Here is a 17,627-nt window from a genome sequence, read left to right on the forward strand (position 1 = left end):
GTCGCAGGCCGGCCGCCCCACGCGCCTAGTTGCCGAGCGTGACGTGCAGGATCCTCTCGTTGCTGTTGTTCGGGGTGCTGTCCTTGTCACCCTGGTTGGTGGTGGTCAGCCAGATCCCACCGTCCGGAGCTGGCTCCACCGTCCGCAGCCGCCCGTAGGTGCCGCTGAAGTAGGTCTGCACGTTCGTCAGGCTGTTGCCGCTGATCACCGCGCGGTACATCCGAGCACCTCGGGCGCAGGCCACGTAGAGCGCGTCGCGGACGATCGTGATGCCGGAGCAGGACCCTTCGGCGGTGGGATAGGTGCGGGCCGGGGCGATGAAGCCGGCCGTACCGCAGCTGCCGCTTGTGCCCTCGCACGCCGGCCAGCCGTAGTTGCCGCCCTTGGTGATCAGGTTGGTCTCGTCCATGACCGAGTTACCGAACTCCTGCTCCCACAGTCGGCCCTGCGAGTCGAACGCCAGCCCCTGCGGGTTGCGGTGGCCGTAGCTCCACACGTAGTTGCCGAAGGGGTTGTCCGAGGGGACGGTGCCGTCCGGGTTGAGCCGCAGGATCTTGCCTTCGAGGCTCGAACGGTCCTGGGCGTAGTTGCCGTTCTGGGCGTCGCCGGTGCTGGCGTAGAGCTTGCCGTCCGGACCGAACCGCAGGCGGCCACCGTCGTGGTACTTGTTGCGCCGGATGCCAGAGAGCAGTACCTGCGAACTGGAGGTGTTGAGGCGACCGTTCTCCAGCCTGATCCGGACGATGCGGTTGTCGCTCGGCGAGGTGTGCATGATGTACAGCCACCTGTCGCTGGAGTAGCTGGCCGAGATGGCGAGCCCCAGCAGGCCGCCCTCACCGTCGGTGCTCTGCACGTTCGGCACCGTGCCCAGGTTGGTCTTGGCCCCGGTGGCCGGGTTGAGCTGGATGATGTCGTGCGCGTCGCGCCGGTTGTAGAGGACACTGCCGTCGGGAAGCGTCGCCAGCCCCCACGGGATGTCGGTGTCGGTGGTGACCTGCCGCACCCCGCACACCGGGTTGGCGCACGCCGCGCCGGTCGTCACCGTCGCGGTGCCGCTGCGCGACGACGCGTTGTCCTGCGCGTCGCGGGCCACCACGTAGTACTGGTACGAGGTGTTCGCCGTCAGACCGCTGTCGGTGAAGGTGGTCGCCGGCGGCGCGCCGGTGACCGTGCCCACCTTCGCGCCGGCCCGATAGATGTCGTACGCCCGCACCCCGATGTTGTCTGTCGACGCCGTCCAGCGCAGGGTCACCGTGGTGCCCGACGCGGAGCCGGTGAGCTGCTGCGGTGCCGTCGGTGGCTGACTGTCGGCCTGGCAGGGCGGCGGGGTGATCGAGACGGTCGCGCTCGCCTGCGACACGTTGCCGGCGGCGTCGCGGGCGTTGACGTACAGGCCCCAGGTCGCACCGGCGACCACTGTCAGGTTGGTGGAGAGCGTGGTGCCGCTGACCGACGTCATCAACTGTCCGTCGTGGTAGACGTCGTAGAAGGCCACCGCGACGTTGTCCGTCGACGCGTTCCAGGCGAAGGTCACCGAGTTGCAGGTCAGGCCGCTGACCCGAGGGCTGCCGGGCGCACTCGGCGGCTGGGTGTCGGCGCTGCCGAAGGCGGTCGTCCACCGTTGGTTGGACTGCCCGTTGCAGGTCCAGAGGCCGACTGTGGTGCTGTTGGCGGTGCCCGCGCCGTTCACGTCCAGGCACAGGCTTGACTGGACGCCGACGATGGTCCCGGAGGTGGTGATCCGCCAGCGCTGGTTGGCGCCCCCGGTGCAGTTGTTGATCTGTAGCGCGGCCGGGGCGGTGGTGTCCTGGCCGACCACGTCCAGGCACATCGTGTCGTCGTAGACCCGCAGCTCACCGGCTGTGGTGAAGGTCCACGCCTGGTTGGCCTGACCGTTGCAGTCGTAGATGTTGATGCCGGCGCCGGCAGTTCGGACGTTGCCGACCACGTCCAGACAACGACCGCTGCCCACGCCGACCACAGTCGACGCGGCGGCGGCGGAGGCCGGCACACCGGGGGCGACGGTGAGCAGTGTCGCCACCGCCAGCACCGCCGGCAGCAGCCGCCGGCGTCGTCGTGGGCGAGGTGCGTTGCTCCGCGCGGTGACTCGCATCCGTCCTCCAGGGTCGACCATCACAAACAGGGAACATCGACCATCAAAGATGGATACGGCGCACAAGTCAAACGATGCACCTCGATCGGGGCAAACCGCAGATCGACGCTCAACCGCCCTGCAACGACTCCCGGACGTGCCGACGGGCGTGGTGGATCCGGGACTTCAGCGTGCCGACCGGGATGCCCAGCTGCCCGGCGATCTCCTGGTAGTCGAGCTGACACACGTCCCGCAGCACGAGCGCGGTCACCAGCTCCGGTCGATGGGCCTCCAGCCGGTCCAGCGCATCCAGCAGGTCGAGTCGGGATCCGGCGATGACGCTCGTCGTGCGGGGGTCGACCACGTCGACGGGCAGCAACGCGCTCGGCACCTCGGCAGCGCGCCGCCGCAGCGACCGGTAGGTCTGCCGGGCGCAGTTGGCGACCACAGTGTGCAACCAGGTCGAGAACAACGACCGCCCCTCGAAGCGCTCGATGTGCCGGGCCACCTGCACCAACGCGTCCTGCGCCGCCTCCTCCGCGTCCTGCCGGCAGGGCAGGAAACGCCCACACTGCTCGAGAACCCGCGGACCGATCGCGGCCAGCAGCTCGTCGAGGGCGCGACGGTCACCGGCCGCCGCCCGGCGGGCCAGCTCCTCGGTGTCGGATCCGATCACTGCCTGCGCTCCCCCGCTCATGGGCGGCACCGGTGTCCCGAAGGTCGGATAATACGGCCGTGTCCATCCCCCCACAGGTCGGCCGCTACCGCATCACCCGGTCCGTCGGCGCCGGCGCGTTCGCGACCGTCTGGTTGGCGTACGACGACGAGCTGCGGTCGCCGGTAGCCGTGAAGGTGCTCGCCGACAACTGGTCGCAGCGGGCCGACATCCGCTGGCGCTTCCGGCAGGAGGCCCGGTTCATGCGGCAGGTCGACTCCGACCATCTGGTCCGGGTGTTGGACGTCGGCGAGCTGCCCGACGGCCGACCATACCTGGTGATGACGTACGCCACGGGCGGCACCCTCGCCGACCGGCTGGACGGCGGGCGAATGCCGGTACGCGAGGCGCTGCGCGTCGCCGCCGACATCGCCCGGGCGGTGGCCGTCCTGCACGACAACGGGGTGCTGCACCGCGACCTCAAACCCTCCAACGTCCTGTTCGACGCCACCGCGGCCGGGGAGCGGGTGCTGGTCGCCGACCTGGGGCTGGCCAAGACACTCGCGCACGCGTCCGGGTTCACGGTGGTCGCCGGCACGCCCGCCTACATGGCACCCGAGCAACTCGTCCCCGGCGGCGGGATCGACGTGCGCGCCGACGTGTACGCGATCGGCGCCCTGACCCAGCACATGCTCACCGGGTCGCCGCCGGGGCAGCCGGTGGCGGCGACGCCCCGCGCGTCCGCCGCCGTCGAGCGGGTCGTCCGCCGGGCCCTGCACCGGGCCCCGGACCGCCGCTGGCCGACCGCGGCCGCGTACGCCGACGCGCTGGAAGGTCTGCTCGCCACCCGGCAGGTCACGGCCCGCCCGCCCACGCACCGCGTCCGCCGGTCCCTCGCCGCCGTCGGCACCGTGGCCGCTGCGCTGGTCACGGCCGGGTCCACCGTCCCGGCCACCGCACCACACGACTGGACTCGGGTACGCGACGCGACAGGCACCGTCTCGGTGGCGGTGCCGGACGGCTGGGCGAGGCACCTGCGCGACCGGGGTTGGGACCCAAGAGTGGTCGGCCTGACCGAGGAGCGCCGCCCAGGTCTGCTCATCGGGGCCGACCTCACCGAATGGTCCGACGTGGACAGTGCGACACCGGGTGTCTTCGTCGGCGTGAGCCGTGCTCTGACGGCCACGGACCAGCCGACGCTGCCCGTTCACAGCGGTTGCACCGGTGTCTCCGGGCGAGCGGTCGCCGTCGGCGCCCTCGGCGGGACCGTGCGGCGCTGGGCCGGCTGCGGCGGCACCGCGATCTCCTTCAGCGAGGTCACCCTGGTCGGGGCGGACGGTGCCGGCGGCGTCTACGTCCAGGTCAAACAGATCGACGGCGCCGACCGCACCGACGAGATCCTCGGCACCCTGCGGATGGACGACCAGCCGCTCGCGCATTCCTAGTACCGCTCCCAGTTACCGGCGAAGTCGACCTTGCGCCAGCGACGGGTCTCGGTGCCGCCGTCGAGTGTGCGGACGGTCGCCTGCACGTTCTGACCCACCACCCGGTACGAGACGAACGTCATGACCCGGTCGCCGCTCGGGCTCGGTTCGTCCCCCTCGATGATCGGCCGCGCCTGCCGGTCCCGGCCGTTGTACGCGAGTTGGACGGGCACGAGCGCCTGCTGCCGGGCCGCGCCGGGGTTGCCCAGTTCGACGAGGACGAGGGCGTCCTCGGTCGACGGGGCGTTCGCCGGCTCCTCGACCAGGAACTCGGCGTACACCGGCCGCGCGTCGCCCGGCAGGATCCGGCACGGCACGTCCAGGCCGTTCGACCCGCTCCGGAAGGTCACGGAATCGTCCGACTCACCGCAGAAGTCCAGGTCGCGGATTACCGCGTTGGGCCAGTCGGTACGCCTGATCTCGCTCACCCGGGCGGGCGGTCCGGAGGTGCGGGTGGCCGGAGCGCCCGAGCTGCGGCTGGCCGAGGCACTCGGGCCGGCACTCGGGGTCGCCGGAACGCTCGACGCCGACGGGCTCGCACTTGCGGACGCGAAGCCGGCGGGTGCCGCGTCGCCGCCGACCCGGTCGACAGGTGACGTGCACCCGGCGACGACGGTGAGGGTGAGGGTCACACCGAGAAGCAACGTGGCGCGCATGACTGGTCCTTTCCGCTGCGTGTCTGTCACAGGGTCCGATGCACTGGCACGGGCGGTGGTTCACGCGAACGGACAACACTTTTCTCCTCCTCAGGTCGTAGCCGCATTGCCGTCCTGCGCCAGATGGTCCACGCCTGTCGCTCGAACAGGCTGGGACCAGGCACCGGGTGACGCCGTACGGACCTGCTCCGGACACCCGTTCCGCCGAGGAAGGCCCTGGCAGACCATGCGCTCTCGTACCGTTCTCCGACCCCGCCCACCGCGACCCGCAGGAAGGTCCGCCCGCCTCGCGGCGGCGCTCACGGCCATCACCGTCGTCGCCGTGACCACCGCGGGCTGCGGCGTGTCACCCGGCGACCCGGCCCCGGCCGCCGGCATTCCGGCCGCTCCCGCCGGCCCCAGCGGAGCGGAGCCCGCCCTGACCAACACCGACGTCAACGCCTGGCTCGACGGTCTCCTGCCGGCCGCGCTGGACCGTACCGACATCGCGGGAGCCACTGTCGCCGTCGTCAAGGACGGCACAATCGTCACAACCCGGGGGTACGGGTACGCCGACACCGGTGACGGTGGCAGCGGAGCGGTTCCGGTCGACCCGGACCGGCACCTGTTCCGGATGGGATCGGTGTCGAAGCTGTTCACCGCCACCGCCGTCATGCAACTCGTGCAGGACGGGAAGCTCGACCTCGACGCCGACGTCGAGACGTACCTCGACTTCGATCTGCCGCGCCGCTACGAGCGGGCCGTGACCCTGCGGCACCTGCTGACGCACACCGCCGGCTTCGAGGAGCGGATCGCCGGCCTCATCGGCACCGACGGCGGCGACGTCGACCTGCGCAGGGCCCTGGTGACCGACCCGCCGGAGCAGATCTACGAGCCCGGCACCGTCCCCGCGTACTCCAACTACAGCAACGCGCTCGCCGGCTACATCGTCCAACGCGTGAGCGGTACGCGCTTCGAGGAGTACGTCCAGCGCACCATCCTGGACCGCGCGGGCATGCCGTCGTCGACCTTCGAACAGCCCCTCCCGGCGGCCCTGCGCGACCGGATGTCCCATGGGTACGACACCTCCACCGGACCCGCTGCGCCGTTCGAGATCGTCGGTACGCCTCCGCCCGGCGCGCTGAGCGCCCCGGCGACGGACATGGCGCGGTTCATGCTCGCCCAGCTCGGGGAGCAGGTGGGCTTCGCTCCCCTGCTGGACCGACCGACCCGCGAGCTGATGCAGCGGCCGGCACTCGACGCGACGTCGTTGGGCACGCTCGCCGACGGGCCCCGGATGACCCTCGGGTTCTTCGCCGAGGACCGCAACGGTCACCGCATCCTCGGCCACGGCGGCGACACCAAGTACTTCCACTCCCACCTGCAGATCTACCCCGACGACCGGGCCGGCATCTTCCTCTCCCTCAACAGCAACGGCTCCGGGGCCCTGGACAGCCAGGAACTTCGCGAGTCGATCGTGAACGGCTTCGCCGACCGCTACTTCCCCACCCGCGACGAGAATCCGACCGCCGGCCCGGACCCGGCGACCACCGCCACGCACGCCGCGCTCGCCGCCGGCACGTACGAGTCCTCGCGAGCGATACGGAGCAACTTCCTCACGGCGATCGGCCTGGTCGGTCGGACCACGGTCAGCGTCGCCGACGGCGACCGTTTGCTGCTGGAGCCGGGCCCGCTCTCCGACTCCCCCGCGCTCTACGAGGAGGTGGCGCCCTGGGTCTGGCGCGAGGTCGGCGGGCAGCGCACGATCGCCATGCGGGCCACCGACGACCGGGTCGAGGCGATCAGTTTCGACTCCGCGTTCGCGTTGCTGCCCGTCGAACCGGCCCGCGCCTCCACGGTGGCCATCCCGGTGCTCGTCCTGTCGACGGTCGTGCTGCTCCTGGCCGCACTGTCCTGGCCGGTCGGCGCGATCGTCCGCCGTCGGCTCGGCGGGGCACCCCGGGAGCGGGCGGGACGTACCGCGCGGATCCTGAGTCGCCTCGCCGTCGCCGGCACGCTGCTCGCGTTCGCCGGCTGGGTGCTGAGCATCGGCAGCATCATGAGCCTCCAGGACGTTCCCGCCGCCGCCCTGCGCACCATTCAGGTGCTGCAACTTGTCGGTCTGCTCGGGGTGCTGCCCGCCACGGTTCGGCTCCTGGACGACGTCCGACGACACGTCGGCTGGCGACGGATCGCCGGCAGCGGCCTGGTCCTGGTCGCCCTCGCCGGCGCGGGTTGGTTCGCCGTGGAGTTCCACCTGCTCGCACCTAACATCTCCTACTGACCCGCCCGACCTGGGACGATCCGGAGCAAGGATGCGCACCGCATGAGGGACGACGCCAACCTCGAACCCGGCACACCACGACTGACGAAGTGGCTCGACGGACGACTCACCCGTCTCGGGGTGACCGGAGTGTTCGCCCGGGACTGTCTGCTGGCCACGACGCTGACCGTCCTGACGTTCACGCTGCTGACAGCGCTGTTCTGGTTCGTGGCACCGGAGGACGGCGTGTCGTTCGACCCGACGTGGGCCTGGCTGCTCGTCGCCATCTGCTGCGCGCAGGCGATGCTGCTGTGCCTGCGTCGGGTCCGGCCACTGCTCTGCCTCGCGCTCGTCGTCGGTCTCCAACTGCCCATCATCGGCGTCTCGCTGCCCGAGGCGACCATCCGGGGCATCGCCCCGTTCGTCGTGGCGTACACCGTCGGGTCGTTGCTGCCGGTTCGGCGTGCGCTGCTGGCGGTCGGCGCGGTCGTGCTGGCGGAGTCGATCGCGGCGGCCGTCGTGGTGACCCCGGATCTGGTGACGGCCGCCGCGTACGTCTCGGCGAGCGCCCTGACCTACGCCAGCGCGGCCTTCGTCGGCGGCTACGTGGCCACCTACCGCCGCTACGTCGAGTTGGTCCGGGTGCGGGCGGACGAGGCGATCCGGGAGCAGCGGACGAAGGTCCAGGCGGCGATCGGCGCGGAGCGCTCCCGGATGGCCCGGGAGTTGCACGACGTGGCGGCCCACCACCTCTCCGGCATGGTCGTGCAGGCGGCGGCGGTCGAGCGGCTGATCGACCGGGACCCGGCCGCCGCCAAGGCCGGCGTGGCGTGGATCCGGAGCCAGGGCAAGGAGACCCTGGACAACCTGCGGCTCGTCGTCGGTGTCCTGCGCGGACGGCCGGGGCACGAGGGCGCCGACGGTGCCGTCCCGGTGCCGGGTCTGGGCATGCTCGACGACCTCGTCCGCACCGCGGGCACCCTCGCCGGCCCGGTGGAGTTCGTCCGGGAGGGCGAGCAGCGCGAGGTGCCGCCGATCGCCGACGTCGCGCTCTACCGGATCGCGCAGGAGTCGCTCAGCAACGCCCGTCAGCACGCCCCGGGCGCTCCGGCGCGGGTGGTGCTCCGCTTCGAGCCCCGCTCGGTGTCGCTCGAGGTGGTGAACGAACCCGTGACGCCCCGACGCGTACCGGCGGCGCGCACCGGCGGCGTCGGCCTTGTCGGTATGCGCGAGCGCGCCCAGCTGATCGGGGCGGCCTTCACCGCCGGCCCGACGGCGGCCGGTGGCTGGTCGGTCGCCGCGACACTCCCGACGAACGGTCCCGCCACCGCACTGTCGACGGAAGAGGTCCCGGCATGATCAGAGTGATGCTCGTCGACGACCAGGCGGTCGTCCGCGCCGGCTTCCGCGTCATCCTCGAACAGGCCGGCGAGATCGAGGTCGTGGCGGAGGCGTCGAGCGGTTCCGCCGCTGTCGAGCTGGCCCGCCGGCTGCAACCGGACGTCATCTGCATGGACGTCCGGATGCCGCACGGCGACGGCCTCACCGCGACCCGGCAGATCGTCGCCGAGGCGACCGGGACGCCACCGGCGGTGCTCGTCGTGACGACCTTCGACCTCGACGAGTACGTCTTCGGCGCGTTGGAGTCCGGTGCCAGCGGTTTCATCCTCAAGGACTGTGAGCCGGAAGAGCTGATCGAGGCGATCCGTCGCCTCGCGAACGGGTACGGGCTCGTCGACCAGGCCGTCACCCGTCGGGTGATCTCGGAGTTCGCCAGGCGTACGCCCGCTCCCCGTTCGGACGCGGCGGCGGCACACCAGCTGACCGCGCGGGAGACCGAGATCGTGGAGCTGCTCGCGCAGGGCCTGTCGAACGTCGAGATCGCCGACCGGCTCTTCATCGAGACCAGCACCGTCAAGTCGCACCTCGGGCGCGCGATGGCGAAGATCGGCGCGCGGGACCGGCTACAGACCGTGGTGTGGGCGTACCAGAACGGGGTGGCCCACCGGTGACGGCGACACACCGCCCCGGCGTCGGATCAGTCGTTCCACTCCTTGGCGAGTAGCTCGTAGGAGCTGACCCGGTCGGCGTGAGCATGGGTGATCGTGGTGACCAGCAGCTCGTCGGCGGCGGTGACGTCTCGCAGGGTGCGCAGCCGCTCGGCCACCGTTGCGGGCGACCCGACGAACTGGGTGTCCACCCGGTCGGCGACCAGCTCGCGATCGTCGTCGGTCCAGGGCAGCGCGGCGGCCTGTTCCGGGCTCGGGTACGGGATGGCCCCTTCGCCGCTGCGGATGCTGCGCACCCAGGGCCCGTACGGTGCGGCCAACAGGTGTGCCGCGTCGTCGGTCTCGCCCACGACCACGTCGGCGGAGACCACCACGTACGGCTCGGCGAGCCCGGTCGACGGCTGGAACGCGGCACGGTAGGCGGCGACCGCGTCGAGCACCGACGAGGGGCTGACGTGGTAGTTGGCGGCGAACGGCAGGCCCAGTGCGCCGGCGAGTTGGGCGCTCTCCCCGCCGCTGCTGCCCAGCAACCACACCTGGAGATCGCTGCCCTCCCCCGGTACGGCGTGCGCGTCGAGACCGTCCGCGTCGGTGTAGTCGCCGCGTAGCAGGGCCAGGACGTCGGCCACCTGTTCGGCGAAGGGCGGTGGCGTGGCGCCCGGTTGGTGCAGCAGGGCGCTGCTCAGGGCAAAGCGCGGTGAGGCGAGCACCCGGGCGTAGGAGAACGGCGGCGGGATGAGCAGCCCGTCGACCACCCGGGCCTCGACAGGCGCCGGGGTGGGCGCGGCGACCTCTCGGGCGGCTTCGACGCGCCGCTGACCGGAACGACCGAGCCCGAGGTCGATACGGCCCGGGTGGAGCGCGGCGAGGGTGCCGAACTCCTCGACGACCGACAGGGCGGTGCGGTGACCGACCTGGACGGCCCCGGAACCGACGCGGATCGCGCTGGTGGCCGCGGCGACCTGCCCGATGAGCACGGCCGGCGCGGAGCTGGCGACACCGACGGCGAGATGGTGCTCGGCCAGCCAGTAACGGTGGTAGCCGGACTGCTCTGCCCGACGGGCCAGATCGACGGTGTTGCGCAGGGCCTCGGTGACGGTGCCACCGGCGGGCACCGGAGCGAGGTCGAGGACGGACAGGGGCGTGGAGGGCATGGTGAACCCCGTTTCTGGTCAGGCCGCGGCGGTTGCGGGCGTCGGCGGATGGAAGGGACGGCTGGGAATCTCCCGACGCAGCACCGGCGCGACCTCGGCCTGGAACAGCTCCAGGCTCGCCCGGTGCTGCTTGTCGGTAAGCCCGTCGTGGTCGGCCTGGAGGTGGATGACCTCGTGGCCGAACTGTTCGTGGTAGCGCAGCACCTTGTCGACGAGCTGCTGCGGGCTGCCGACCAGGATCGAGCTGCGGTCGATGGCGTCCTCCAGGGTGCCGAAGACCGGTGGCACGCCGAGTCGCCGAAACGCGGCCACCCGGGCGTCGAAGATCGGCCGGTACCGCTCGATCGCCTCCTGCGAGGTGCGGGCCACGTAGAAGCCGGCGGTGCCGGCACCGACGAGGGCGTCCGCCGGGTCGTGCCCGTAGTGCGCCCACCGTTGCCGGTAGTGGCGAATGAGTTCGGCGTACGGCTCGATGGGGTTGGTGACGTTCGCGGAGAAGATCGGGTCGCCGTACCGGGCGGCGAGGTCGACGGAGTCTCGGCTGGTGGCGCTGCCGTGCCAGACCCGGATGGGCTGTTGCAGCGGGCGCGGCCAGGTCTCGGCCTCGGTCAGCGACGGCCGGTACGTCCCCGACCAGGTGACCCTGTCCTCCCGCCAGAGCCGGCGGAACAGCTCGTAACCCTCCCGGTTGCGGTCCCACTGGTCCTCGGCGGTGACGTGGAACAGCTGCGCCTGCGCGGCGCCGTTCCCCTTACCGATGATCAGCTCGAGTCGCCCGCCGGAGAGGTGGTCGAGGGTGGCGTAGTCCTCGTAGGCGCGGACGGGGTCGAGCAGGCTGAGCGTGGTGACCGCGGTGAACAGCCGGATGGTGGAGGTGCGGGCCGCGATGTGGCTCAACACCACCGGCGGCGACGACGAGATGAACGGACGCTCGTGCCGTTCACCGACGCCGTACCCGTCGAACCCGATCTCCTCGGCGAGGACGGCTGTGTCGACCACCTCCCGGAACCGCTCGGTCGTGCTCTTCCGCTGACCGGTGACCGGGTCGGGCAGGTGGGTGATGAGCGTTATCAGCAGGAACTTCACGCCGCACCGACCGGGCGGACCGGGCGGGCACTGGGCAGACCCAGATGGTCGCGCAGCGTGGTCCCGGTGTACTCGGTGCGGAAGACGCCGCGCTCCTGGAGCAACGGGACGACCCGGTCGACGAAGTCGTCGAGGCCACCCGGGGTCAGGTGCGGCACCAGGATGAACCCGTCGGCGGCGTCCGACTGCACGAAGTGGTTCATTCGCTCGGCGACCTGGTGTGGGGTGCCGACGAACGACTGCCGGCCGGTGACCTCGATGATCAGGTCGCGGATGCCGAGGCCTTTCTCCTCGGCCAGGGCCCGCCACTGCCGAGCGGTACCGACCGGGTCGGGATACATGCCGGTCCGGCCCCGGCTGATCGCGTCGCCGGAGACGTCGGGGTCCTCGGTGGGCAGCGGGCCGTCCGGGTCGTACCCGGACAGGTCCCGGTTCCACAGTTGTTCGAGCAGCAGGATCGCGGTCTGGGGGCTGACCTGCTGCCGGCGGATGTGGTGGGCGCGTTCCTGCGCCTCGGCGTCGGTGTCGCCGAGCACGAAGGTGACACCGGGGATGACCAACAGGTCGCCGGGCTGGCGGCCGTACCGGGCGAGCCGGGACTTCACGTCCCGGTAGAACTCCTGGCCGTCCTCAAGGGTGCCGTGTCGGGAGAAGATCGCGTCGGCGCTGGACGCGGCGAACTCGCGACCGTCGGGTGAGTCGCCGGCCTGCAGGATCACCGGGTGCACCTGCGGGCTGCGGGGCACCGTGAAGTGCCCGGCGATGTCGAACTGGTCACCGTGGTGGGCGAAGGCGCCGGGTGCGGCTTCGGTGACGTACCGGCCGCCGTCCCGGTCGCCCGCGATCGCCTGCGCCGGCCACGACTCCCACAGCTCCCGCGCGGTACGCACGAACTCGGCGGCCCGCTCGTAGCGCAGCGCCCGGTCGAGGTAGCCGCCCCGGCGAAAGTTCTCCCCGGTGAACGCGTCGGAGGTGGTGACGACGTTCCAGGCGGCCCGCCCGCCGGAGAGGTGGTCGAGGCTGGCCAACTGCCGGGCCAGCTCGTACGGCTCCCGGAAGGTGGTGTTGAGGGTGCCGGCCAGACCCAGGTGGGTGGTGACCGCCGCGAGGGCGGCGAGCACGGTCAAGGTGTCCGGTCGTCCCACCACGTCCAGGTCGTGGATGCGTCCCCGCTGCTCCCGCAACCGCAGCCCCTCGGCGAAGAAGAAGAAGTCGAACTTGCCGCGCTCGGCGGTACGGGCCAGGTGGACGAAGGACGAGAACTCGATCTGGCTGCCGGAGGCGGGGTCACTCCACACGGTGGTGTTGTTGACGCCCGGAAAGTGCGCGGCCAGGATGATCTGCTTGGGCATGTTGGTCTCCAGTGCTCAGGCGGTCGTCGAGACGGCGTAGCGGCTGGCCGGTCGGGGCAGGCCGAGCAGGTCACGCAGCGTCCCGCCGGGGTAGCCGGCGCGGAACAGGCCCCTTTCCCGCAGCGCGGGCACCAGCGCCCGGGTGACTGCGGTCAGGTCGTCGGGTAGCACGGCGGGCCGCAGTCGGAAACCGTCCACTCCGGCGCGGTGCCACTCGTCGAGCAGGTCGGCCAACTCCGCCGGGGTACCGGTGACGAGCGTCGCGTCGGAGGTGAACTCGTCGCCGTGCAGCTCGTCGAGGCGGTCCCGGCGGTGCCTGGCCAGCGTGGACGTCTCACCCAGCAACACGACCAGGTCGGCGAACACGCGCAGCGGCGTGCCGGCCCGGCCGACGGTCTCCTCGGCCGCCCGCACCTCGGCCACGATCGTGGCGGCGTGGCCGGTGTCGGTCGGCGTGACGAAGACGATGTCGGCGTGCCGGGCGGCGAACGCGTACGGCACCGACGAGTGCGCGAGCGCGGCGACGACAGGTTGCCCCTGCGGGGACCGGGGCACGATGGAGGGACCCTTGACGGAGAACCACCGGCCGGTGAAGTCCACGTAGTGCAGGCGCTCCCGGTCGACGAACCGGCCGGTCGGCACGTCCCGGATCACCGCGTCGTCCTGCCAACTGTCCCAGAGCCGGCGGACCACCTCGACCACGTCGCCGGCCTCGCCGAAGAGGTCGCCGACGACCTGCACGGCCTCCGGTTCGTCCAGCCGGCCCAGGTCCAGTGCCGGGATGTCACGGCGACCGAAGTGCCCGGCCTCCGACCCGCGCGCGGAGACCCGGGGCCGCCAGCCGGCCCGGCCGCCGCTGACGTGGTCGAGCGTGGCTATCGCCGTGGAGAGGTGGAACGGTTCGGTGTGGGTGGTGCTGGTGGTCGGGATCAGCCCGATGTGCCGGGTCAGCGGGGCGAGCCGGGCGGCGATCTGCACCGCGTCGAGGCGTCCGCGTACCTCGTCCACGCGGTCGTCCGGACCGTCGGGCCGAGACGACTGGAGGTCGAGGCTGTCCTCGATGGTGAGCAGGTCCAGCGCGGCGTGTTCGGCCTCCCCGGCGAGGGCGTTCCAGTAGCGGGCGGTCAGGGGCGCGGTCGCGTCGGCGTGCGTGAGCCGCCAGGCGGCGGGGTGCCAGCCGAGGCCGTCGAGGGCCACGGCCAGGTGCAGGCTCTTCTCGGTCATCGGTGTTCCTCCAGTGGGCGGCCGGCGGTGACCAGGGTGGGCAGCGCGTTCAGCAGAGATCGCGTGTAGTCGTGGCGGGGGTAGGTGAAGACGTCGCCGACCGCGCCCTGCTCGACCACCGCGCCGTGGTGCATGACCAGCACCCGGTCACTGAGGTGGTGCACCACACCCAGGTCGTGGGAGATGAAGAGCAGCGCGGTGCCGTCGGTGGCGCGCAGTTCGGCGAGCAGGTCGAGGACCTGGGCCTGCACGGAGACGTCGAGAGCGGAGACCGGCTCGTCGCAGATGATCAGGCTGGGGCGGGGAGCGATGGCGCGGGCGACGGCGACACGCTGCCGCTGCCCGCCGGAGAGTTGCCGGGGGTGTCGGTCGATCAGGTCCGCGCCGAGGCCGACGCGACGCAGCAGGTCCACGACGTGATCGCGGCGGTCGGCGCGGCTGACGTCGGGGTCGACGTTCTCCGCGACGACCCGCCCGACGCTGTAGCGAGGGTCGAAGGAACTCAGCGGGTCCTGCGAGATCAGCTGCAACCTGCGCCGAAGGGGGCGGCGGGCCCGTTCCGGCACGCCGGCCCACGCGGTTCCCTCGAAGGTGACGGCGCCCGCGTCGGCGTCCAGCAGGCCAGTGACGATCCGGGCGACGGTGCTCTTGCCGGACCCGGACTCCCCTACCAGGCCGAGCGTCTCGCCCCGCCCGATGGTGAACGAGACGTCCCGTACGACGGTGTGCTCGCCGTACCTCTTGGTCAGGCCGTCCGCGTCGAGCACGGTGTCGTCGGCGCGGACCTCGGGCCGGCTGGGCAACGCTGCCCGTGCGCCTCCGGCCAGGGACGCCCCGGCGAGCCGGCGGCCCCGCGACGTCGCGGAGGGCACCGCGGCCAGCAACTGCCGGGTGTACGGGTGAACCGGCGCCCGCAGCAGCCGGTCGGTGGGGCCGTGCTCGACGATCCGACCATCGCGCAGCACCAGGACCCGGTCGGCGACCTGGGCGACCACCGCCAGGTCGTGACTGATCAGCAACAGACTCACCCCGGCGGCCCGTCGCTCGGCGAGCAGCCGCAGGATCTGTGCCTGCACGGTCACGTCCAGCGCGGTGGTCGGTTCGTCGGCGATCAGCAGAGCCGGTTCGCCGGCGATCGCCGAGGCGATCAGCGCCCGCTGCCGCAACCCGCCGGAGAGCTGGTGCGGGTACTGCCGGGCGCGTCGCTCCGGCTCCGGCAGGTGCACCTGGTCGAGCAGGTGGGTGACCCGGCCGGCCCGTTCCCGGCGGCCGACGATCTCGTGTGCGCGGAGCACTTCACCGATCTCGGCGCCCACCGTGCGCAGCGGGTCGAGGGAGACCAGCGCATCCTGTAGGACCAGCCCGGCGAGGCGGCCACGGACGCGCCGCCAGTCCCGTGGCCGATAACCTCGTACATCATGGCCGGCCAGTTCGAGCCGGGCTGCGCGGACCCGCGCTCCCGGCCCGGCGAGACCGACCAGGGTACGAGCCGTGACGCTCTTGCCGGAACCGGACTCCCCGACGACGGCCAGGCACTCGCCACGCTCGACCGCGAAGCTGACGCCGCGCACGGCGGCCACCGGACCGGTCGGGGTGTCGAAGTCGACGTGCAGGTCCTCGACGGTGACCAGCGGGGCCATCAGCGCCGCCGTCCGTCGAAACGGGCCTGCCAGCGCCGGCCGACAACGGTCAGCGACACCACGGTGGCGGTGACCGCCAGGCCGGGCAGGATGCTGATCCACCAGGCCACCTGGAGGTAGTTGCGCCCCTCGGAGAGCATCGCGCCCCACTCCGGCGACGGCGGTTGCGGACCCATCCCGAGGAAGCTGAGCCCCGCGGCGGCGAGGATCGCCTCACCGAGCCCGATCACGGCGAGCACCGGCACCGGTCCGACCACGTTGGGCAGCACGTGCCGCAGCACCAGCCGGGGCCGGGACTGGCCGAACGTGACCGCTTGTTCGACATAGCCGGAGCGGCGGACGACGAGCGTCTGACCGCGGACCACCCGGGCGTGGTGTGGCAGGGTGGCGATGCCGATGGCGACGATCAGGCTGGCGGTGCCGGGGCCGGCGATGGCGATGAACAGCAGGGCGAGCAGCAACATGGGGAATGCCGACAGCGCGTCGAAGGTGCGGCTCAGCGCCTCGTCGGCGACCCGGTGGGTGAGGCCGGCGAGCAGGCCGAGCAGCACGCCCCCGGACACCGCGATCGCGGTGGCGGCGACGCCGATGGTGAGCGAGTGACCGGCGCCGTACACGACCCGGGTCAGGACGTCGCGGCCGAGGTGGTCGGTGCCGAACCAGTGCCCGGGGCCGGGCGGGCTCAGCACGGCGAGCGGGTCGGCGGCGAGCGGGTCGGTGGAGGTCAGCGCCGCCGGCCAGGCCGCGGCGACGACGAGCAGGATGAGGTACGCCCCGGCGGCGAGCAGGCCGGGTCGCGGCCGGGACCGTCGGCGTACGGCTGATTCGGCCGGGTCGACGAGGAGCCGGGCGGGCGCGTCGGTGAGCGGGGGGCCCAGGGTGACGGTCATCGGTTCAGTTCCTTCGCAGACGCGGGTCGACCAGCAGGTATGCCAGGTCGGCGGTGGTGTTGACCACGACGTAGCCGGCAGCGGAGAGGGTGACCACGGCAAGCACCACCGGCATGTCCCGGGTGGTGACCGCGGTGAGGGTGACCTGCCCGAGACCGGGCCGGCCGAAGACCTGTTCGACGATGACGGTGCCGCCGATCACGATGCCGAAGACCCAGCCGGCCAGACTGACCGCCGGCAGGAAGGCATGCCGCAACGCGTGGCGTACCAACACCGTTCGTTCCCGTACGCCTCGGGCGCGGGCGGTGAGCACGAAGGGCTCGTCGAGGGCCTTGTCGATGCCGTCGCGCAGCACCTGGGCGAGCAGCCCGGCGATGGGCAGCGCGAGGGTCACGGCGGGGAGCACCAACGCGGCGATTCCCTGGTCGCCCGAGACGGGGAAGAACCCGAACCGGAACGACAGCACACTGAGCAGCAGAAGCCCGATCAGGAACGACGGGGTGGAGACCAGCAGCAGCTCGGTGCCGGAGCTGACCCGGCGCAGCCACGGTCGCCGGTCCCCGGCGGTGACCACCGCGATGAGCAGGGCGAGCAGCACCCCGAGCCCGGCGGCGGCGACCGCGAGGGTGAGGGTGGGGGCGAGTTGTTCGCCGATGACCTCGGTGACGGGACGGTGCAGCAGGTAGGAGCGACCGAGGTCACCGCCACCCAACCGGCCCAGGTAGTCGAGGTACTGCACGACGGCCGGCCGGTCCAGACCCCAGTCTGCGATGATCTCGGCGCGGATCTGCGGGGTGTCCGCACCGTCGGCGACGATGTTGTCCACGGTGTCGCCGGGAGCGGCCAGCAGCGCCAGGTAGGCGGCGGTGGCCGCGACCCAGAGGACGACCAGGCCGGCGCCGAGCCTGCGGGCCACGGCACGCACGGGTGGGCTACTCATGTCACTTGCCGATCCACAGGTCGTACGCGCTCGCGGGTACCCCGGCGGTGGGCTCGAAGCGGACCCCGCCGACGCCGGTGCTGGCGGCGATCTGGTCAGCCGGTGCGTACAGCGGCAGCAGCAGGGCCTGCTCGGCGACGACCTTTTGTTGCAGGTCGGCGTAGATGCCGGCACGCTTCGTCGGGTCCGCAGTGGTCTGACCG

Annotated in this window: 14 protein-coding genes and 1 pseudogene; 4 read left to right on the top strand and 11 right to left on the bottom strand. The window is 72.0% G+C overall.

All coding sequences use genetic code 11. The annotated features are described in order from the left end of the window. Positions 1–25: 25 nt before the first annotated feature. Positions 26–2,113 carry a PQQ-dependent sugar dehydrogenase gene (locus ACWER9_RS20595; RefSeq protein ID WP_452303357.1) on the bottom strand — a complete coding sequence of 696 codons (2,088 nt, stop codon included), beginning with the start codon at positions 2,111–2,113 and terminating at the stop codon, positions 26–28. 109 nt (positions 2,114–2,222) lie between these two features. After that, positions 2,223–2,768: an RNA polymerase sigma factor gene (locus tag ACWER9_RS20600; protein WP_452303358.1), complete on the bottom strand. Its 546-nt coding sequence runs from the start codon at positions 2,766–2,768 to the stop codon at positions 2,223–2,225. 59 nt (positions 2,769–2,827) lie between these two features. On the opposite strand from ACWER9_RS20600, the gene ACWER9_RS20605 reads away from it, so the two are divergent. After that, on the top strand, positions 2,828–4,192 hold the full coding sequence (locus ACWER9_RS20605) for a serine/threonine-protein kinase (protein ID WP_452303359.1): 1,365 nt from the start codon (positions 2,828–2,830) through the stop codon (positions 4,190–4,192). Here ACWER9_RS20605 and ACWER9_RS20610 read toward each other — a convergent pair. Then, positions 4,189–4,887 carry a hypothetical protein gene (locus ACWER9_RS20610; protein WP_452303360.1) on the bottom strand — a complete coding sequence of 233 codons (699 nt, stop codon included), beginning with the start codon at positions 4,885–4,887 and terminating at the stop codon, positions 4,189–4,191. The genes ACWER9_RS20605 and ACWER9_RS20610 overlap by 4 nt on opposite strands. 322 nt (positions 4,888–5,209) lie before the next feature. Here ACWER9_RS20610 and ACWER9_RS20615 point away from each other — a divergent pair, with 322 nt between their 5' ends. The 3 genes from ACWER9_RS20615 to ACWER9_RS20625 are packed head-to-tail and all read left to right on the top strand — an operon-like array spanning position 5,210 to position 9,141. Next, positions 5,210–7,150, top strand: coding sequence for a serine hydrolase domain-containing protein (locus tag ACWER9_RS20615; protein ID WP_452303361.1), 1,941 nt, complete (start codon positions 5,210–5,212; stop codon positions 7,148–7,150). Positions 7,151–7,192: 42 nt separating this feature from the next. Beyond that, positions 7,193–8,488, top strand: a complete 1,296-nt coding sequence (locus tag ACWER9_RS20620) for a sensor histidine kinase (protein ID WP_452303362.1) — start codon at positions 7,193–7,195, stop codon at positions 8,486–8,488. Beyond that, on the top strand, positions 8,485–9,141 hold the full coding sequence (locus tag ACWER9_RS20625) for a response regulator (protein WP_452303363.1): 657 nt from the start codon (positions 8,485–8,487) through the stop codon (positions 9,139–9,141). The genes ACWER9_RS20620 and ACWER9_RS20625 overlap by 4 nt, the downstream gene beginning before the upstream one ends. 26 nt (positions 9,142–9,167) lie before the next feature. Here the strand turns inward: ACWER9_RS20625 and ACWER9_RS20630 are convergent, their stop codons facing one another. From ACWER9_RS20630 to ACWER9_RS20665, 8 genes and pseudogenes are all read right to left on the bottom strand, one after another. After that, entirely contained in the window at positions 9,168–10,292 is a 1,125-nt protein-coding gene (locus ACWER9_RS20630; protein WP_452303364.1) for an LLM class flavin-dependent oxidoreductase, read from the bottom strand. 18 nt (positions 10,293–10,310) lie between these two features. Beyond that, positions 10,311–11,378 carry an LLM class flavin-dependent oxidoreductase gene (locus tag ACWER9_RS20635; protein ID WP_452303365.1) on the bottom strand — a complete coding sequence of 356 codons (1,068 nt, stop codon included), beginning with the start codon at positions 11,376–11,378 and terminating at the stop codon, positions 10,311–10,313. Further along, positions 11,375–12,730: an NtaA/DmoA family FMN-dependent monooxygenase gene (locus ACWER9_RS20640; RefSeq protein WP_452303366.1), complete on the bottom strand. Its 1,356-nt coding sequence runs from the start codon at positions 12,728–12,730 to the stop codon at positions 11,375–11,377. The genes ACWER9_RS20635 and ACWER9_RS20640 overlap by 4 nt, the downstream gene beginning before the upstream one ends. Before the next feature lie 15 nt (positions 12,731–12,745). Further along, entirely contained in the window at positions 12,746–13,954 is a 1,209-nt protein-coding gene (locus ACWER9_RS20645) for an LLM class flavin-dependent oxidoreductase (RefSeq protein ID WP_452303367.1), read from the bottom strand. Beyond that, entirely contained in the window at positions 13,951–15,594 is a 1,644-nt protein-coding gene (locus tag ACWER9_RS20650; RefSeq protein ID WP_452303368.1) for a dipeptide ABC transporter ATP-binding protein, read from the bottom strand. The genes ACWER9_RS20645 and ACWER9_RS20650 overlap by 4 nt, the downstream gene beginning before the upstream one ends. Further along, a complete protein-coding gene (locus ACWER9_RS20655; protein ID WP_452303369.1) occupies positions 15,594–16,484 on the bottom strand; it encodes an ABC transporter permease in 891 nt (296 codons plus the stop codon). Before ACWER9_RS20655 ends, ACWER9_RS20650 begins: the two co-directional genes overlap by 1 nt. A 4-nt stretch (positions 16,485–16,488) precedes the next feature. Next, positions 16,489–17,424 carry an ABC transporter permease gene (locus ACWER9_RS20660; protein ID WP_452303370.1) on the bottom strand — a complete coding sequence of 312 codons (936 nt, stop codon included), beginning with the start codon at positions 17,422–17,424 and terminating at the stop codon, positions 16,489–16,491. Between the two features lies 1 nt (position 17,425). Beyond that, positions 17,426–17,627, bottom strand: a pseudogene (locus tag ACWER9_RS20665) (ABC transporter substrate-binding protein); the annotation flags it as partial.

It is taken from the genome of Micromonospora sp. NPDC003944, from assembly GCF_053605225.1.

Excerpts from the sequence above, each read along its gene's own strand:
- ACWER9_RS20595 (WP_452303357.1), bottom strand. The coding sequence starts at position 2,113 with ATGCGAGTCACCGCGCGGAGCAACGCACCTCGCCCACGACGACGCCGG.
- ACWER9_RS20610 (WP_452303360.1), bottom strand. The coding sequence starts at position 4,887 with ATGCGCGCCACGTTGCTTCTCGGTGTGACCCTCACCCTCACCGTCGTC.
- ACWER9_RS20620 (WP_452303362.1), top strand. The coding sequence starts at position 7,193 with ATGAGGGACGACGCCAACCTCGAACCCGGCACACCACGACTGACGAAG.
- ACWER9_RS20625 (WP_452303363.1), top strand. The coding sequence starts at position 8,485 with ATGATCAGAGTGATGCTCGTCGACGACCAGGCGGTCGTCCGCGCCGGC.
- ACWER9_RS20630 (WP_452303364.1), bottom strand. The coding sequence starts at position 10,292 with ATGCCCTCCACGCCCCTGTCCGTCCTCGACCTCGCTCCGGTGCCCGCC.
- ACWER9_RS20640 (WP_452303366.1), bottom strand. The coding sequence starts at position 12,730 with ATGCCCAAGCAGATCATCCTGGCCGCGCACTTTCCGGGCGTCAACAAC.
- ACWER9_RS20645 (WP_452303367.1), bottom strand. The coding sequence starts at position 13,954 with ATGACCGAGAAGAGCCTGCACCTGGCCGTGGCCCTCGACGGCCTCGGC.
- ACWER9_RS20650 (WP_452303368.1), bottom strand. The coding sequence starts at position 15,594 with ATGGCCCCGCTGGTCACCGTCGAGGACCTGCACGTCGACTTCGACACC.
- ACWER9_RS20655 (WP_452303369.1), bottom strand. The coding sequence starts at position 16,484 with ATGACCGTCACCCTGGGCCCCCCGCTCACCGACGCGCCCGCCCGGCTC.
- ACWER9_RS20660 (WP_452303370.1), bottom strand. The coding sequence starts at position 17,424 with ATGAGTAGCCCACCCGTGCGTGCCGTGGCCCGCAGGCTCGGCGCCGGC.